We start from the raw sequence: 16,380 nt of genomic DNA on the forward strand, positions 1-16,380 counted from the left end.
TGCAAATGTGAATTGTCCGAACATGAAAAATAAGCATCTCTGGAAGTGACAATGTAGAAGTACTTATTTCGGATATAATTTCGGTGGATCTAAAAATTAAATGTAGAGATTTTCTAATTTGGATACATCGTCGTACAAGGAACAGCGGACTTCTAACGGAATAATACGAGCGCGAGATTACAGGAGAAACATCTACTTTGCCTCCGTACCGCAACAATTGCCTGCTCGAGCGTGTGTGATAACGAAAACAAAAAAGTGTTACGAGAACTATCGACATCTCTCGTAACACTTTGTTTTGTCTCAGTCTGTTCTTTCTTCTATCCTTTATTGGATTTAAGAAATCATTGTTTCGTATCCCTATACAAATGCATTATTTTTTCTTCGTCAGTTTATAAGCAATTGCGACAACGATAAACCAAATCGGTGTGCACAGTAATGCCATACGTGTATCTTCTGACACTGCCATAATTACGAGTAAAAATGCAAAGAACGCTAAAATCACATAGTTAATCGCTGGTGTTAACGGTGCACGGAATGATGATGCCGCATGCTGCTCTGGATGACGACGCTTATAAATAATATGTGAAATTAAAATCATGCTCCACACCCAAATAAAGCAAATTGCGGAAACCGTCGTTACTAAGTTAAACGCTGTCTCGGGTAATAACTTTGCTAATAATGCCCCAAGCGCTGCTACAATTGTTGATGTAATGAGTGCATTTTGTGGCACTGCACGGCGATTTAATTTCGCGAACATTTTTGGTGCATTGGCATTTTTCCCTAAGTTGTATAACATACGGCTTGTTGAAAATAGCCCTGAGTTTCCTGCTGACGCTGCCGATGTTAACACAACAAAATTAATTAAACCTGCTGCTACCGGAATACCGACTAATGTGAATACTTGTACGAACGGACTTGATGCAGCTGAAATATTTGTCCACGGTGTAATCGATAAAATCACGATTAATGCACCGACATAAAATAATAAAATACGCATTGGGATTTTATTAATCGCCGATGGAATATTTTTTTTCGGGTCTGCGGTTTCAGACGCCGTTACCCCAACAAGCTCGACCCCAACAAACGCAAACACCACCATTTGGAATGCTAGTAAGAAGCCTGATAAGCCATTTGCGAAGAAGCCTCCATGCGCCCATAAATTTGTCACACTTGCTGTACCATGCTCTGTTTCAAAGCCAATCACAAGCATCACAATACCGACAATAATTAAGCCGATAATTGTCACAATTTTAATCAATGCGAACCAAAACTCAAGTTCACCAAATAATTTTACCGTTAATAAATTGAGTGCTAGTAAAATGACTACAGCGATTAACGCTGGAATCCATTGTGGTATATCAAACCAGTAGTTTACATATAACCCGACCGCAATAATATCTGCCATCGCCACCATAATCCAACAGAACCAATACGTCCAGCCAGTAATATAGCCTGCCCATGAGCCGACATAATGCGTTGTGAAATCGGTGAAGCTTTCAAAGCCTGCATCCGTTAATAATAATTCACCGAGTGCGCGCATCACAAAAAACAATGCTGTCCCGACAATTAAATACGCTAAAATAATTGATGGACCTGCTAATTCTATCGCTTTTCCCGCGCCTAAAAATAAGCCTGTTCCAATCGTTCCGCCAATCGCAATCAATTGGACGTGGCGATTTTTTAAATCCCGTTGTAATTCTTGTTGTTCATGTTGTGCCAAACGAAACCCTCCAAATTCTTCACTTACACTGCTGATGGCACAAAAAAGAGGTTAGGAATATGCTTCCCAACCTCAAACAAAACAAAAGATATATGCTTCCTTCACTATGCTTCCATAATAAAAAAACCAAAAATGAATAACAAAAAATGTTTTCCAAAATACCTTTCTGTCCGCTTTGCCTGAGATGGTTAACCCTTCGGCGGTATAATTACTTATACTCTCTCCAGAAAATGCTCGAGCTATTAAACGACCTAATAGCTGTCAACGCCTTTATAAAATTCATCGTGCAATGTAGTAATGTGTTTACTATAACAAGTTTTTGCGCTTTATGCCAACATAATTTTCATTACTTTAACGCCCTAAAGCAAAAATACTAATATTATAGCGAGCTATCTATCTATTGTCGAAAAATTACCACTAAAAATTTTTTTGAGAGAATAAAAATATCCTCTACGACAATATTATATCGTAAAAGATATTTTCACATTAGCGACGCTCGATAAATCGCTGCATATTCGATTCATGAATCAGCATTGTACGCGCTACATCATAATCGGAAAACACTTCATAACGCCCAGCATTATTCATTGTATTCGTTACGAGTGTAAGCGGACGATTATTCGTGTAATAGTGGGTACGTGAATTTGTACCTGTAAAATGAATATTGATGTAATTGAGGTTATTCCATACGCGCGCCAATTCATAATGATTGCGCTCTTTGCCACCAAGCTGTTCATCAATTAGCCCATAATGATGCGCAATCCCCGCTCCCCAATGTGGGTCTGTTGCATAACGTGTGTTTAAGCCTTATGCTTTATTGCCGATGACAAAGCCATTTGCATAGTCCTCACCGAGCTGACCATATTGTACATTTAACCATTTTGCCATCGCTTCTGTATTCGCTGCAATACTGTCGTGTTTCGCCGCTTCCATATGTTCTGGTGACTGACATGTCATGCCATCGACTACTTTATAGCTATATATATTGTTCGCTTCTGTCGCCCAACAGCTTGTACCCGCTGCACTTTCATGAAGCGCAAACGCTAATAAAAAGGTCGCATTAATATTGTATTGCTGCTGTGTGTCGATTAAAATACGCGCAAAATCTTCTTTATGAATGACAGAATTTGCTGGTACATATTGTTCAATATAGTGTCGGAGCTCTTGTTCACGATAAGCACTCGGTGTACGTAGCGATACATTTTGGAAATAACGATAGCTCGTGACAATTGCTGGACCATTTGGTGTTTCAGACAATGTAATACCGCCGTCTGTACTGTAATATTTCTGTCCGTCGGTTAGCTTCTGCTCCATATTCGGTGTTACTGCTCCGTATGAAGACAACTTTTTATACGTCGTTCCGTTCCAAATATGGCGGTATAATGTACGTTGCTCTACCGTATAATATGTTGTGACATTATTACCTAACTCGACAACTTCCGCATCGTTTTTTGACACGTGCATCAGTTGCCCATCAATGTTTACCGCGTAATACAATGCACTTTCTCCGACGTATGGATAATAATATCCCTGCGCCATCGAAGAATAATTACGCTTCATTAAGTATGTCGGTGTATCACCTACATGCCCAACACTACAAATATGTAAATTACTACCACCTGGATTTTTGAAATGAACGGCTTTTGTCGTATGTAGTTCCACTTCTTCATGCCAACGATATGCACAAGAATTATCTGTCTCAAACGTTTCTCTATAGGTCGGTGCAATCTCGCCGTCCTGACTTTGAATACCATCCACATAAATTGTATAGTTCTTTCCACTATATACACCGTTAAGACGAACATTTAATGTCGTATCATTGACGCGTTCAATAGATACTGCTACCGTTTTATCCGTTTTACATGACGTAAACTGATCGACTACATCATCATTTATCATACATACAAATTGTGCATAAAAATCGGACACTGCTTCTTTATCATCCTTTATCGACGCGTCTATATAAAGTGGCTTGGTAAACGTAATTTCCCACGATTTATCGAGTTCGACCCCTTGATTATTAGCAGCATACGCTACTTCTAAGCCAACACTCAGTACGATAATACTGATTATCATACTATATATCCATTTCATCAATGTTCCCCCTTTTTGTACGTTTCTCATTCCATCATAACAAAAAACTTGCACGAGAAATTATTCCCGCGCAAGTTTTCTATGCGTGCTGTTCGTTTGTTTGCACGGCTTTGTCATCAAATATTACTCGACCAGGCTTTACAATAAAGACGCTCATCGCCATCGCGACTAAAAATAACGCTAAAATTGCGTACATAACATAATCATATGAACCTGTTTTTTCTAAAATAATTGCACTTAGCTGGTTGCCTGATAAGCCGGCAAATGCCCACGCTGATAATGCTAAACCGTGAATTGTCGAAATGCTATTAATGCCAAAACGGTCTGCTAGTAATGTCGGTAAATTTGAGAAGCCCCCGCCATACCCTGCATTAATGACACATAATAAGACAACGACTAATAACACAGAGCCAGCATCAATGCCGTCAAAGACAATCATTGCCCCAATCGAAATCAGTGCTGAACCGAAAATAACTTTGTAAATCGTGTTGCGATCACGTAAACGGTCCGCCCACGCTGAGAAGAATAAGCGACCACCTGCATTAAACACCGCAGTCATTGCACTCATAAAGCCAATTGCCGTAAAACCAACTGCTGCAAGCATTGATTTTTCTTGTGAAATGAGTGCTAACCCACACGTAATATTAATGTAGAACATAATCCAAATACCGATAAATGTTTTGTTCGTTAATACCTTTTTGTAGCTAAACGCTTTTGCTGCTGACGCAGATTCAACATGCCCTTCTGGTTTACGAATTAACGCAAAACCAATCAGCATACAAATTAAATAAACTGCCGCTAATATGTAAAACATCATATAGACATTCGATGGTGTAACGAGTACACCGTCTGCATTTGCTGGTCCTAATAAGTTTTCCATTAATGGTGACGCAATTACTTTTGCTAGACCGAAGCCTGCAACCGCAATCCCCGTTGCTAATCCTTTACGCTCTTTAAACCAAAGCATTAAGTTTTTCACCGGTGTTAAATAACCGATACCTAGCCCAATCCCCATAATGACACCATAACAAATATAAATACCAATTAATGATTTTTGATAAATAAAGAAGCCTGTTCCTAACATACCAACTGTGAAAAATAATGCCGATAAAATTGCGGAACGTTTAATATCTTTTTCAACGAAGCGACCACCAAATGCCGCTGACATCCCTAACACAAAAATAGCTAGGCTGAATGCCCATTCGACTTGCCCTAGTGGTTTATCAATGTAGTGCGCAATATCTGCCTTGAATAATGACCAGCAGTATACTGTCCCGATACTACAGTGGATTAATAATGCAGGCAATACTGCGCGCATCCACTTATTGTCTATCTTACTCATGAAACGCCTCTTCCTTGCTTCCCAGATTCGCTGTAGAAGCTTGTATTTTGATTGTGTACTAAAACACAATAATGTCATTATAGAACAGTAAAGCATAAAGATAAATCGTGTTTAGCTCATTTTTTCATGTAATTAAGGCATTTTTCGCTAAAAACACAAATAATTCACGAACATTAAAAAAAAAAAACGCTTTTATACGTCAATAAAACAACAAAAACCGAACATTAAAGGTCTGACAACCCTATGAATGTACGGCTTACATCATGGCATAAACGAGAGAACGCATTACTTCCGCTCAAAATGCGTTCATGCGTCCGCTATGTAGCGTCGCACTAAAAGCAAAAAAGCGGTAAGAGAATAACAAAATCTCTCCTACCGCTTCGTAAATATACGAGCCATTTTACATGTACAAATCACTCTTGCTGTTCAATGAGTGCGCGCTCCCCATTTTGTAATTCGTACATATTGTAATATACACCTCGCTGTTGTAATAACTGTTGATGTGTGCCGCGCTCAACGATTTCGCCTTGATGCAACACTAAAATGAGCGCGGCATCTTGAATCGTTGATAAGCGATGTGCAATCGCAATGGTTGTACGACCTTTTCGCATGTTTTCAAGCGACTGCTGAATAGCGACTTCTGTTTCGGTATCAATCGAGGCTGTCGCTTCATCAAGCACTAAAATTTTCGGCTGAGTCGCCATCGTTCGCGCAAATGCAATCAACTGACGTTGGCCGCTTGAAAATGTACTACCACGCTCAGTCACAAAAGCATCATACCCATCTTCTAGTTGTAAAATAAATGGATGTGCTTCCACAAACTTTGCTGCCTCAACAATATCTTCATCGGTAATGGTGTCATCAAACAAACGAATATTCGAACGAATCGAACCGTAAAATAAAAATGGGTCCTGCAGCACAAGCCCTATTTTTTGACGTAATTGCGCAGCATCAATGTCTTTTATCGATGTACCATCAATTGAAATATCGCCTTGTGAATATTCGTAAAAACGAAGCAATATATTAATGATCGATGATTTTCCTGAACCGGTATGCCCGACAAGCGCAACTGTTTGCCCTGGCTCTACTGTAAACGAAATATTTTTTAGCACTGGTTCTTTCCCATCATAGCTAAACGTCACATCGTTAAATACAATACGTCCGTCTGTAATCGGTGCATGCCCTCGCTGTGTTGGCGCTTCCTCAGTATGGTCCATCACATGGAAAACACGTGATGCCGCGACAATGGCTTGTTGATAAAAGGCCATTTGCTCCATCATTTGATTAATCGGCTCAAAGAAGCGGTTAATATATGTGATAAACGCATACAAAACGCCAATCTCAACAGCCGTCGAGAACGATGTAAAACCGAAATAAAACAGCACAATAATAATCGCTGCAAAATACACTAAATCAATCATCGGACGCAGTAATAAGCTGTTCATTTTCGTGTTGCGCATCGATGCTTTATAATGCGCTTCATTGACCGCTTCAAACTCACGAATAAAGCGCTCCTCTTGACGAAATGCTTGCACAATATGCATACCTGACAATGTTTCTGAGAGCTTCGCATTCAAATCTGCGAGCTTTTCACGCATCCGCATGACAACGACCCCACTTAATTTACGATACATATATACAATAAAAAATAGCACCGGTAATACTAGTAATGTCCAAAATGCCAATGTCGGATTTAATGAAAACATCGCAATATACACCGCAATCATTAAAAAGAATGCCTGTATAAACGCCGTCAACACATTAACGAACATCTCTTTAATCGCCTCGGTATCATTCGTCACACGTGAGACAATTGAGCCTGTCGGTGTATCATCAAAATAGCGCATGCCGAGCGTTTGAATTTTTGTAAATACATCCACGCGCATTTGCTGAATAATACGTAGCGCAATTTTTTGAAATGTTAACACTTCCATATATTTCACAATCGACGAAATGATGTATACCGTTAAATAAATAGTGGCAAGCTCAATTAATTCGGGAGCAATAAATTGTTGCGGTACGACATAATCATCTAAAAACCGCTGAATTAACAGTGGCCCAATTACTTCACCCGCACTTGAAATCGCCAGTAAAACTAATGCAAACACCGTGACACCTTTATGATATTTTAAGTAGCTGAGCAGTCGTAGTAACACGCGACGTTGCTCTTTTTTTGTAAATGTCGTCACGCGCTGTCTCCCCCTTGCTCAACAATTTGTTCTAGCTGCTGCAAACGATACATTTCTGCATATACACCGTGCAATGCAAGCAATTGTGCATGCGTACCTTGCTCAACTACGCGCCCTTCATGTAAGACAAGTATATGGTGCGCATGTTGAATGGCACTTAAACGATGCGATGTAATAATCGTCGTCGCCTGTTGACGTACGGACTTTAATGCTTGTAAAATCGCCTCTTCTGTTTTTGCATCGACTGCTGATAAGGAATCATCTAATATCAGTAACTCTGGTGTCATAAGTAACGCGCGCGCAATCGAAATACGCTGACGTTGCCCACCTGATAAACTAACCCCACGTTCACCAACAAGGGTGTCATAACGCTGTGGCAAACGTAAAATATCCTCGTGAATATGTGCAAGTTGCGCCGCTTTATAGACATCATCTTGTGATGCTTGCGGATTTGCAAAGGCGATATTGTCATAAATGGACGCTGAAAATAAAAAATGCTCCTGTGGCACATAGCCAATACTTTCACGCAGCGCCTGTATCGTATACTGCTGGATAGACTTACCCCCAAATAAAATATCTCCGTCGTTCACATCGTATTCCCTTAATAGCAACTTTAAGAGCGCAGACTTCCCAGCACCGGTTTTACCGACAATGCCTAATGTTTGGCCCGCTTGAATCGTAAAGGAAATATCTCGCAAAACGGGCTTTGTCGCATTCGGGAATGTGAATGATGTTAACGCTACTGATAAATCGCCGCTCGGTTTTGTTGTAGAGGCATGTTGTGCATTGACAATATCAACAGGCTCCTCTAATAACGCTTCAATACGGTCATAGGACGCTGAGCCACGCTCGACAATATTAAACAGTAAGCCAAGTGCGAGCATTGGCCAAATAAGCATCCCTAAATAGGTCGTAAATGCAATTAAATCACCAACTGTAATTTGTTCTTCTGTAATAAGCTTTGCACCGTAACTTAAACTAATTAAATAGCTGAGTGCAATAACAATATTAATCGTCGGGTCAAATAACGCATCAATTTTAGCAACGCGAATATTTTCATGAACAACCGTTTCCGACTTCGCACGAAAATCGGCAATATCTTGTTGCTCCTGCCCAAATGTTTTAATCACCTTCATACCTGTAATACTTTCTTGCGTTTTATCATTAAGTGCTGAAAAGGCTTGCTGTGCTCCGCCAAAACGTTTATGTAAAAGCTTGCCGTAATACTGCGTTGACAAGGCAACAATCGGCATCGGAATTAGCGCAAGAAGCGTTAAACGCCAATCAATCGTTATTGCCATCATTAAAATAACGAGTGTACCGGAAAATAACGAATCCACAAGCGTCAAAACACCGCCGCCTGCTGTATTTTGTACGGCACTAATATCATTTGTGGCATGTGCCATTAAATCCCCGACACGCTTTTTTTGATAAAAGGTCGGATTCATTCGTGTGAAATGACGAAATAATTTTTCGCGTAATACTTGTGCTAAATAATTGGCAGAACCAAATACGAATAAACGCCAATAATAGCGTAGTATATAAACCACAATCGCTAAAACTGCTAACGCTCCGATATATTGCCATAGCATTGTGCGTGTTAATGTGTGCTCGGCGATTGCATCCGTTATCGCACCAATAATTTTTGGCGGTAATAGCATTAAGATCGTCACAAGCATCAGCATGAGCACCCCAAAGCTGTATTGCCATTTTCGCATCGCAAAAAACCATGCGAGCTTTTTAAAAACCCCCATCTCCTCACCTACTTTGCGCTTCATTACTATTAGTCTAGCAAATCTACTAGCAAAACAACACTACATTCGTCGTTCGAGTCTTTATTTCAGCGAAAAATGCAATTCTCCATAAAAAAGAGGCGTCCAACAAAACGCAGTTGGACACCTCTTTATGCCTTATTTATTTTGCAGTTTTTCGTATTCTAGTTGTAATTGCTCAATGCGCTTACGACCATCTTCACGGCTTTGGGCTGTTTGTGCTTGAATACGTTTTGTTTCTTCAATTCCTGACATAATTGTTTGCCACGTATTTTCAATCGTTTCAATTTTAATCGACGGGCTACCTGCCATCTCGGCAATACGTACCGAGTTTTGGCTAATATTTTCCGCATTACGTACAAGCATTTCGTTTGTACGGCGGTCAAGCTCTGACATCGAGTCTGCAATCAGCTTTTGACGTTTCATTTGCACTGCTTGAATTAACCCTTGTTTAAAAATAGGAATCGTCACAACGAACGCTGAGTTAATTTTGCTAATTAAATGGTTATTACTTTCTTGAATTAAACGAATTTGTGGGGCAGATTGGAATGATACTTGTTGTGCCATTTCTAAATCATAACGGCGCTGCTCTAGTAAACCACGTGCACGACGCACCGTTTCGTATTCCATAATTGCCATTTGATTGCCGTCTTGTGCACGTGCTTCTAATTGTGGCAGTTGCACATCAATTTCGTCTAGCTTCACATCTACCGCTGCAATGTATTTCGATAGCTCTTGGAAGTACGCTAAGTTTTGATTGTACATTTCTTCTAGCTCTAACGTACCTTTTTTCATTTCGACTTCGTATTTTTTTACTTCTTGATAAATGACATCAATTTCTTTATTCATCGTGTCGTATTTTGATAATACCGTTTCAAGCTTTTCTTTCCCTTTATTGAATAGACGTTTAATGAGCCCTGCTTTTTTCTCTTCTTCTTTAAAGTCTTCTGGGTCGAAACGGTCCATAATCGAGTTTAAATTATTGAGTAATACCGATGACTGCTCTAGCTTTGACGTACGCATTGACGCTAGCATGCGGTCTGAGAACTGTGAAATACCTGTTGCTGTTTCCTTCCCAAACTCAAGTACAGCAATTTGGTCTTTCGGGTCAATCTTCGTCGCAAGTTGCATCACTTCTGGCTTTGTACGTAACATTTCACGTTGCTTTAAAAGCTGTGATTTTTCCTCTGTTGTCGGTGTTAAAATTGTCGTTTGTGCTGGCACATGCGCCGGCTCTGGTTGTGGCGTTGGCTCTGGCTCCTTCGCAAACACATCTTCACTTAAAAATGGATTTTCATTATTATTTGACATCTATTATTCCCCCTAATTTAAAAATCGTTTAAACATTGTACGTATTTTTGTTTGTGTATCATTGAGTGACGGTTTTTGACGATGGGCTAAAATCGCTTCTAATGTTTCCGTGAAGCTCATTTCCTCTAGCCAATGTGTATCATAAAAGTCCGTTGACAGATAAGCTTCAATGTCACGCTGACCTGTTGGGTTAAATAATAAAATATCAAACCCTAGCATATTTAGTAATTTTAAAAGGACGGCATCTTCTCGTGTAAATGCCCCTTTTGCTTCTTCATAAAACACAACAACGGTCGGGCTTCTATATGCATAATCGAAGCGCTGGAACAACTGAATCGCTTCATCTGGAATCGCAAGTGCTTGCCCGAATAAATAATGCTCATACTGTGCTTGTGTTTCACTCGCTAAACGCTCAATCGGCGCTTCTTCAATCAGACGAATAATCGCGCTCGCTAACCCTTTTTGTAGCGCAATCGCTAAGCGCTTATACGGCCATACCGCAAGCTCCATCATTTTTTCCGGCTGTAGCTTCCCATTGACGCTTGCATCGCGGTAATGGAACTGCATATTCGCACGTTGACGTGTCACAGCTGGCAACTGATTAATCGTATAGGTCCACTCATCATCTACGAGTTGTTTTAGACGCGTCATATACTCTTCTTTATGACGTGACACACCAACAATTTTTGCAAATAGCGTTGGAATATATACATTCGTTTTATCCGCTTCAAATCCTTGTCGAATATGCGTATGTTCGCGCGCAAGTAAAAAGATTTCATCGTATGTTGTTTGCAAAATACGGTTTTGTGGTGCATAGTCACGGTACTTCCACGGATAATGTAACGAATGTTCGCCATAAATTGTTTCCTGCAATTCCTCAGATGCCTTTTGTGCAACAGTACGTAAGCGACGAGGTTTTTCAAATGGAAAATCAAAATATGGGATTTCTTCGTCTAGTCGGTGTACAGGTAATGACAAACGGTACGGAGCAAATATATCGTCGCCTGTTGGATGAATGACGACAACATCGCAGCCATACATATATAAAAAGTATAACCAATACACTTCTGTTTCTTTTGCATCGCCGTACCACAAAACACGCGGTACTTCATCGTTAAAGCGCCCTTCTGCAATCCAGCGTGGAAAATAATGCGCAGACCATTTCACTAAATCCATAAAAAAGCGATGTAAGTTTGGGGCTTGCAGTTTCGGATAGCGCTCCTCTAACATGGCTAACCAAAGTTTGAATGTTTCGCGGTACTGCTCATCGTATATCGTCCCTTTTAGCGGAAATAAATTCGCGCCATGGAAAAATGCCATCATACGGTTCGCAGACAACGGGGTTTCTTTATGAATTTGTAGTATTTTTTGTACTTCTGCTCGTGTTTCGGGCAAAATTTCTTTCGGCATACCTGTAAATAGCATGTCCCATTTATATAAAGGCTCGGAACCAATCATGTGTAAATAATCGCGGTAGTCATCGTGGTCTCGGTAACTGCCTAATACTTGTACGGCAATACGCTCATACGTATATGGGCTTTCTGCATACCCTGTGCGCTGTGATAATGGCTTTAAAATTTGTGCATCCCATAGTGCAAGTTGCTCAGAGTTATGAGGGTGAAATTTCATGCACGAAGCCCTCCTTTTATGCTTTCTCTCTCTTCATTGTTATACGTTTTTTTCAGTAAAAAGTTTCATCTACTCGTATTATCGCAAAGTTTTCAAAAAAATCAAAATGAAGTGCGGTCTTTTCCACTGAAATTTCGTACAGCTATAAAAAATAGGCTAAGACAAAACAAAAATAGTGTCTTGTCCCAGCCCCATTCAATTTATTGTATTTTTTCAACAACAAGCTGTCCTTGTTCATAACGTACGGTATATGTAACTTCACCAACATACGTTAATGTTTCCGTTGCCACATCAAACGTTACGTCTTCTGATGCTACGCCTTCAATCGACTCAAGTGGTGTTAATTTTCCGCCCATTAAATCATACACTTGCACCACTTTTTTTGCATCGTCCCCGGTGCCTTCTGTATAACCACCAGCCCATAAGCTGACAAACTCATCTTCATTAAATGTGCCGTAGTTATTATACGTATAGTTCGGGTCTTCTGAATACATTTCTGTCGCTAAATTCCATTTAACCTCTTCTTCTGTCTCTGCACGGCTAAATACTGACACATATGTATACGCTTTACCTTCTACTTCCGCTTCATAACTCGTCACAAACTCTGGAATATCATCTTTTGTAAAATCAACCGGCTGAATAAAGTGCGGTTCATTTTCTCCTATATATGTTTCATAGCCTTCTGACGCTTTAAATTCTGCCATATATTCATCAACAGGTAAAATTTCGATTTCTTCCTGTTCTTCTATTGCTTCCTCTTTATCACTACATGCGGCTAACACTAATACAGCTAGTGCAGTCGCTCCTAAAAAACGCTTACGCATATGTTAACTTCCTCCTAATACTACACTCTTCTTTGTTCAGTATAGCATACGATTTCTGGCGATAAAAAGGGTTTTCCCCCATCCACCTCGAATTCATGTTAAGAGAAAGGAGTTTCGTACATGCACCGTTATGAAAGCCGTATGCAAAGCGCGTTATTTATTCCAATAATCGTTATGTTGTCGACCTTGATGCGTGACCAACATATTCATCCACTGTTTTATAGTATCCCGATTATCCTTTCGCTAGCATGTTGTATTCGATTTTACTGTACTATACACGACGAGACGATTCACTATAGCGCCAAACTATTTACATTTACATTATTTCAAGCACATCTAACCCCACCAATGATTCACGCTGTCGAATTTCATCGCAGCAACTGGACCGATAGAAAAGCCATTATTCGTCGCCACGAAGGGATACGCATTGCGCTCACAAATTTTGCGCCGGATACTATTACGACCATACTGGAGCAATTTTGTTTGACGCATGACATCCCGATTAAAAAACATCGTGACTATATCATTTTAGAAAAGCGCGCCGCACGTAAATCAAAAAATACATAGGAAAAACACCATGCCCGTCTTGGCATGGTGTTTTATGTAACAGCCTGCTTTCTCCCTCTGTTTACTCACAAGCTGCGCTATTCAATTGTGCCTCACTGGACATCATTAATTGAGGATTGCTAATATTCAAATAACCAATTTTATAACAATGCCGGGCAACGTCAAACATTGTCCGGCAGCGTTTATTATGAAAGTAATGCCTTTGCCGCTTCAAGTTGGATTTTCACTTGTTCAAAACCAGTACCACCTAAAGAATTACGACGAGAAACTGCTGCAACTGGCGCTAATACATCATAAATGTCCGCTTCAATCAGTTCGCTTTCCTTCTTCATTTCTTCTAATGGTAAGTCTAATAAGTAAATGCCTTGTTGAATGCATGTAAATACTAATTTACCTGTTACTTCGTGCGCTTCGCGGAATGGCATTCCCTTCGTCGCTAAGTAATCAGCTAGTTCAGTTGCGTTTGAGAAGTCCGACTGTACAGCTTGTTCTAAACGTGCTGTATTAATCGTCATCGTACGCACCATACCTTCAAAGATTTTTAGAGAACCAAGTACTGTTTGAACTGTGTCAAACATACCCTCTTTATCCTCTTGCATATCTTTGTTATACGTAAGTGGTGTACCTTTTAGCACCGTTAATAAGCCCATTAAATTACCATACACGCGTCCAGATTTGCCGCGAATTAACTCCGCCATATCTGGATTTTTCTTTTGTGGCATAATCGATGAACCCGTTGAGAACGCGTCATCTAACTCGATGAATTTAAACTCATCTGTTGACCATAAAATAATTTCTTCTGCAAAACGTGATAAGTGCGCCATCATCAGTGAAGAATTTGATAAAAATTCTACGATGAAATCACGGTCACTTACTGCGTCCATTGAGTTTTGATACACTTGGCTAAAGCCTAAAAGCTCCGCTGACTTTAAGCGGTCGATTGGGAAAGTCGTACCCGCCATTGCGCCCGCGCCAAGTGGTAAAATATCAATGCGTTTTACCGATTCTGTAAAACGTTGCTTATCGCGTTCAAGCATCCAGAAATAAGCCATTAAATGGTGTGCAAACGAAATTGGTTGTGCGCGTTGTAAATGCGTATAGCCTGGTGCAATTGTTTCAACATGCTGTTCGGCCTTTTCTAAAATCGTCGCTTGGAACGTCTCGATTAAATCGATAACCTCCGCTACACGTTTCTTTAAGAAAAGGTGCATATCTGTTGCAACTTGGTCGTTACGGCTACGTCCTGTATGCAGTTTCCCACCTACTGGGCCAATTAAATCAATTAGCATTTTTTCAAGATTTAAGTGAATGTCCTCATTCGCTACTGTAAACTCAAGTTGTCCAGCCTCTGCCTTCACATTTAACTCACGTAAGCCGCCAAGAATTTTCTCTACATCTTCAGCAGGTAAAATTCCTTGTGCGCCTAACATCGTTACGTGCGCGATTGAACCTTCAATATCTTCCATTACTAACTGTTGGTCAAAGCCGATTGACGCACCAAATTCATCTACCCAAGCTTCCGCTGATTTTTGGAAACGTCCACCCCATAATTTCGTCATGTTCTACACCTGTCCTTACTTCTATAAAGGAAGAGGGACAAGCCCTCACCTTCTTCTTATTTTTTGTTTACTTCTGATGCTACAACTGTTGGCATACCGAATAATTCGATGAAGCCTACTGCTGAAGCGTGGTTGAATTGGTCATGTTTAGAGTACGTTGCAAGCTCTTCAGAATATAAAGAGTTTGGTGATTTACGTCCTTCTACAATTGCGTGACCTTTAAATAATTTCACACGTACTGTACCGTTTACGTATTGTTGTGTTTCTTTTAAGAATGCTTGTAATGCTTCACGTACTGGATTGAACCATAAACCGTTATAAATAATTTCTGATAACTTATGTTCAATAATTGGCTTGAAGTGTGCTACTTCTTTTACAAGCGTAATATCTTCTAATTCTTTATGTGCAGTTAATAACACTTTTGCACCTGGAATTTCGTATACTTCACGAGATTTAATACCAACTAAACGGTTTTCTACGTGGTCGATACGGCCGATACCGTGTGCGCCTGCTACAGCGTTTAATTCTTGAATTAAGTCTGCTAATTTCATTTCTTTTCCGTTTAATGATACTGGTTTACCAGCAACGAATTCGATTTCAATGATTTCAGCTGTATCTGGTGTGTTTTCAAGCGCCACTGTTAAGCCGTAAGCTTCTTCTGGTGGTGCTACCCAAGGATCTTCCATTACGCCAGCTTCGTTTGCACGACCCCATAAGTTTTGGTCGATTGAGAATGGAGAATCAAGTGTTGCAGGAATCGGTACACCATGCTTTTGTGCGTATTCGATTTCTTCATCACGGCTCCAGCCCCACTCACGAACAGGTGCTAAAACTTCTAAATCTGGATTTAATGCTTTAATTGATACTTCAAAACGAACTTGGTCATTCCCTTTACCTGTGCAACCGTGTGCAACAGCGTCAGCGTTTGTTTCGTTTGCAATTTCAACTAATTTTTTTGAAATTAACGGACGAGATAATGCTGATACTAATGGATACTTTTGCTCGTACCAAGTATGACCTTGTAAAGAAGTTAATACGAAGTCTTCAGCGAATTCGTCTTTTGCGTCGATCATGTAAGATTCAACCGCACCAACTTGTAACGCTTTGTTTTTGATGAATTCTAAGTCTTTTCCTTCACCTACATCAAGACATACCGCAATAACGTCCCAACCTTGTTCTTTTAACCATGGAATTGCTACTGAAGTATCAAGACCACCTGAATATGCAAGTACTACTTTTTTGTTTGCCATAAGAATGTTGCCTCCAAATTATATAATCAATATTGTATGTTTATACGTTTCTTTAAAACTTTATACACGAATAGTAACACGTAATAAAAATTAGCGCAAGTGCATTTTTATAAAAAAATAGAC

12 protein-coding genes and 1 riboswitch are annotated in these 16,380 nt (G+C 40.0%); of the genes, 1 reads left to right on the top strand and 11 read right to left on the bottom strand.

Annotated features, from left to right (window positions below):
- Window positions 1–370 precede the first annotated feature (370 nt).
- The 9 genes from A6M13_RS14165 to A6M13_RS14205 all read right to left on the bottom strand — a co-directional run bounded on the left by A6M13_RS14165 (window position 371) and on the right by A6M13_RS14205 (window position 12,881).
- Window positions 371–1,720, bottom strand: coding sequence for an amino acid permease (locus tag A6M13_RS14165; RefSeq protein ID WP_066547842.1), 1,350 nt, complete (start codon window positions 1,718–1,720; stop codon window positions 371–373).
- A 156-nt stretch (window positions 1,721–1,876) separates the two neighbouring features.
- Window positions 1,877–1,957, bottom strand: a riboswitch (glycine riboswitch).
- Window positions 1,958–2,206: 249 nt separating this feature from the next.
- Window positions 2,207–2,419, bottom strand: coding sequence for a hypothetical protein (locus A6M13_RS14170; RefSeq protein ID WP_066547845.1), 213 nt, complete (start codon window positions 2,417–2,419; stop codon window positions 2,207–2,209).
- 108 nt (window positions 2,420–2,527) lie between these two features.
- Complete coding sequence (locus A6M13_RS14175; RefSeq protein ID WP_066547847.1) at window positions 2,528–3,814, bottom strand: glucosaminidase domain-containing protein; 1,287 nt, start codon at window positions 3,812–3,814, stop codon at window positions 2,528–2,530.
- 79 nt (window positions 3,815–3,893) lie between these two features.
- The gene (locus tag A6M13_RS14180) at window positions 3,894–5,156 is read right to left on the bottom strand and encodes an OFA family MFS transporter (RefSeq protein ID WP_066547850.1); all 1,263 of its coding nucleotides are present in this window, start codon (window positions 5,154–5,156) and stop codon (window positions 3,894–3,896) included.
- Between the two features lie 413 nt (window positions 5,157–5,569).
- Window positions 5,570–7,345 carry an ABC transporter ATP-binding protein gene (locus tag A6M13_RS14185; protein ID WP_066547865.1) on the bottom strand — a complete coding sequence of 592 codons (1,776 nt, stop codon included), beginning with the start codon at window positions 7,343–7,345 and terminating at the stop codon, window positions 5,570–5,572.
- Window positions 7,342–9,099, bottom strand: a complete 1,758-nt coding sequence (locus A6M13_RS14190) for an ABC transporter transmembrane domain-containing protein (RefSeq protein WP_066547866.1) — start codon at window positions 9,097–9,099, stop codon at window positions 7,342–7,344. The genes A6M13_RS14185 and A6M13_RS14190 overlap by 4 nt, the downstream gene beginning before the upstream one ends.
- 156 nt (window positions 9,100–9,255) lie before the next feature.
- A complete protein-coding gene (locus A6M13_RS14195; RefSeq protein ID WP_066547867.1) occupies window positions 9,256–10,428 on the bottom strand; it encodes a toxic anion resistance protein in 1,173 nt (390 codons plus the stop codon).
- A 12-nt stretch (window positions 10,429–10,440) separates the two neighbouring features.
- Window positions 10,441–12,057 carry a YceG family protein gene (locus tag A6M13_RS14200; RefSeq protein ID WP_066547869.1) on the bottom strand — a complete coding sequence of 539 codons (1,617 nt, stop codon included), beginning with the start codon at window positions 12,055–12,057 and terminating at the stop codon, window positions 10,441–10,443.
- Window positions 12,058–12,257: 200 nt separating this feature from the next.
- The gene (locus A6M13_RS14205; RefSeq protein ID WP_066547871.1) at window positions 12,258–12,881 is read right to left on the bottom strand and encodes a hypothetical protein; all 624 of its coding nucleotides are present in this window, start codon (window positions 12,879–12,881) and stop codon (window positions 12,258–12,260) included.
- A 120-nt stretch (window positions 12,882–13,001) separates the two neighbouring features.
- On the opposite strand from A6M13_RS14205, the gene A6M13_RS14210 reads away from it, so the two are divergent.
- Complete coding sequence (locus tag A6M13_RS14210) at window positions 13,002–13,448, top strand: hypothetical protein (protein WP_066547873.1); 447 nt, start codon at window positions 13,002–13,004, stop codon at window positions 13,446–13,448.
- 185 nt (window positions 13,449–13,633) lie between these two features.
- On the opposite strand, the gene argH is transcribed toward A6M13_RS14210, so the two are convergent.
- On the bottom strand, window positions 13,634–15,007 hold the full coding sequence (gene argH / locus A6M13_RS14215) for an argininosuccinate lyase (RefSeq protein ID WP_066547876.1): 1,374 nt from the start codon (window positions 15,005–15,007) through the stop codon (window positions 13,634–13,636).
- 56 nt (window positions 15,008–15,063) lie between these two features.
- Window positions 15,064–16,257: an argininosuccinate synthase gene (locus tag A6M13_RS14220; RefSeq protein WP_066547882.1), complete on the bottom strand. Its 1,194-nt coding sequence runs from the start codon at window positions 16,255–16,257 to the stop codon at window positions 15,064–15,066.
- Between the last annotated feature and the right edge of the window lie 123 nt (window positions 16,258–16,380).

Origin of the sequence: Caryophanon tenue, from assembly GCF_001700315.1 — a bacterium.
Taxonomy (GTDB): Bacteria; Bacillota; Bacilli; order Bacillales_A; family Planococcaceae; genus Caryophanon; species Caryophanon tenue.

Bases quoted from the DNA above. Each gene is read 5' to 3' on its own strand.
- A6M13_RS14205 (WP_066547871.1), bottom strand. From the start codon at position 12,881: ATGCGTAAGCGTTTTTTAGGAGCGACTGCACTAGCTGTATTAGTGTTA.
- A6M13_RS14220 (WP_066547882.1), bottom strand. From the start codon at position 16,257: ATGGCAAACAAAAAAGTAGTACTTGCATATTCAGGTGGTCTTGATACT.
- A6M13_RS14180 (WP_066547850.1), bottom strand. From the start codon at position 5,156: ATGAGTAAGATAGACAATAAGTGGATGCGCGCAGTATTGCCTGCATTA.
- A6M13_RS14190 (WP_066547866.1), bottom strand. From the start codon at position 9,099: ATGGGGGTTTTTAAAAAGCTCGCATGGTTTTTTGCGATGCGAAAATGG.
- A6M13_RS14200 (WP_066547869.1), bottom strand. From the start codon at position 12,057: ATGAAATTTCACCCTCATAACTCTGAGCAACTTGCACTATGGGATGCA.
- A6M13_RS14175 (WP_066547847.1), bottom strand. From the start codon at position 3,814: ATGAAATGGATATATAGTATGATAATCAGTATTATCGTACTGAGTGTT.
- A6M13_RS14210 (WP_066547873.1), top strand. From the start codon at position 13,002: ATGCACCGTTATGAAAGCCGTATGCAAAGCGCGTTATTTATTCCAATA.
- argH (WP_066547876.1), bottom strand. From the start codon at position 15,007: ATGACGAAATTATGGGGTGGACGTTTCCAAAAATCAGCGGAAGCTTGG.
- A6M13_RS14195 (WP_066547867.1), bottom strand. From the start codon at position 10,428: ATGTCAAATAATAATGAAAATCCATTTTTAAGTGAAGATGTGTTTGCG.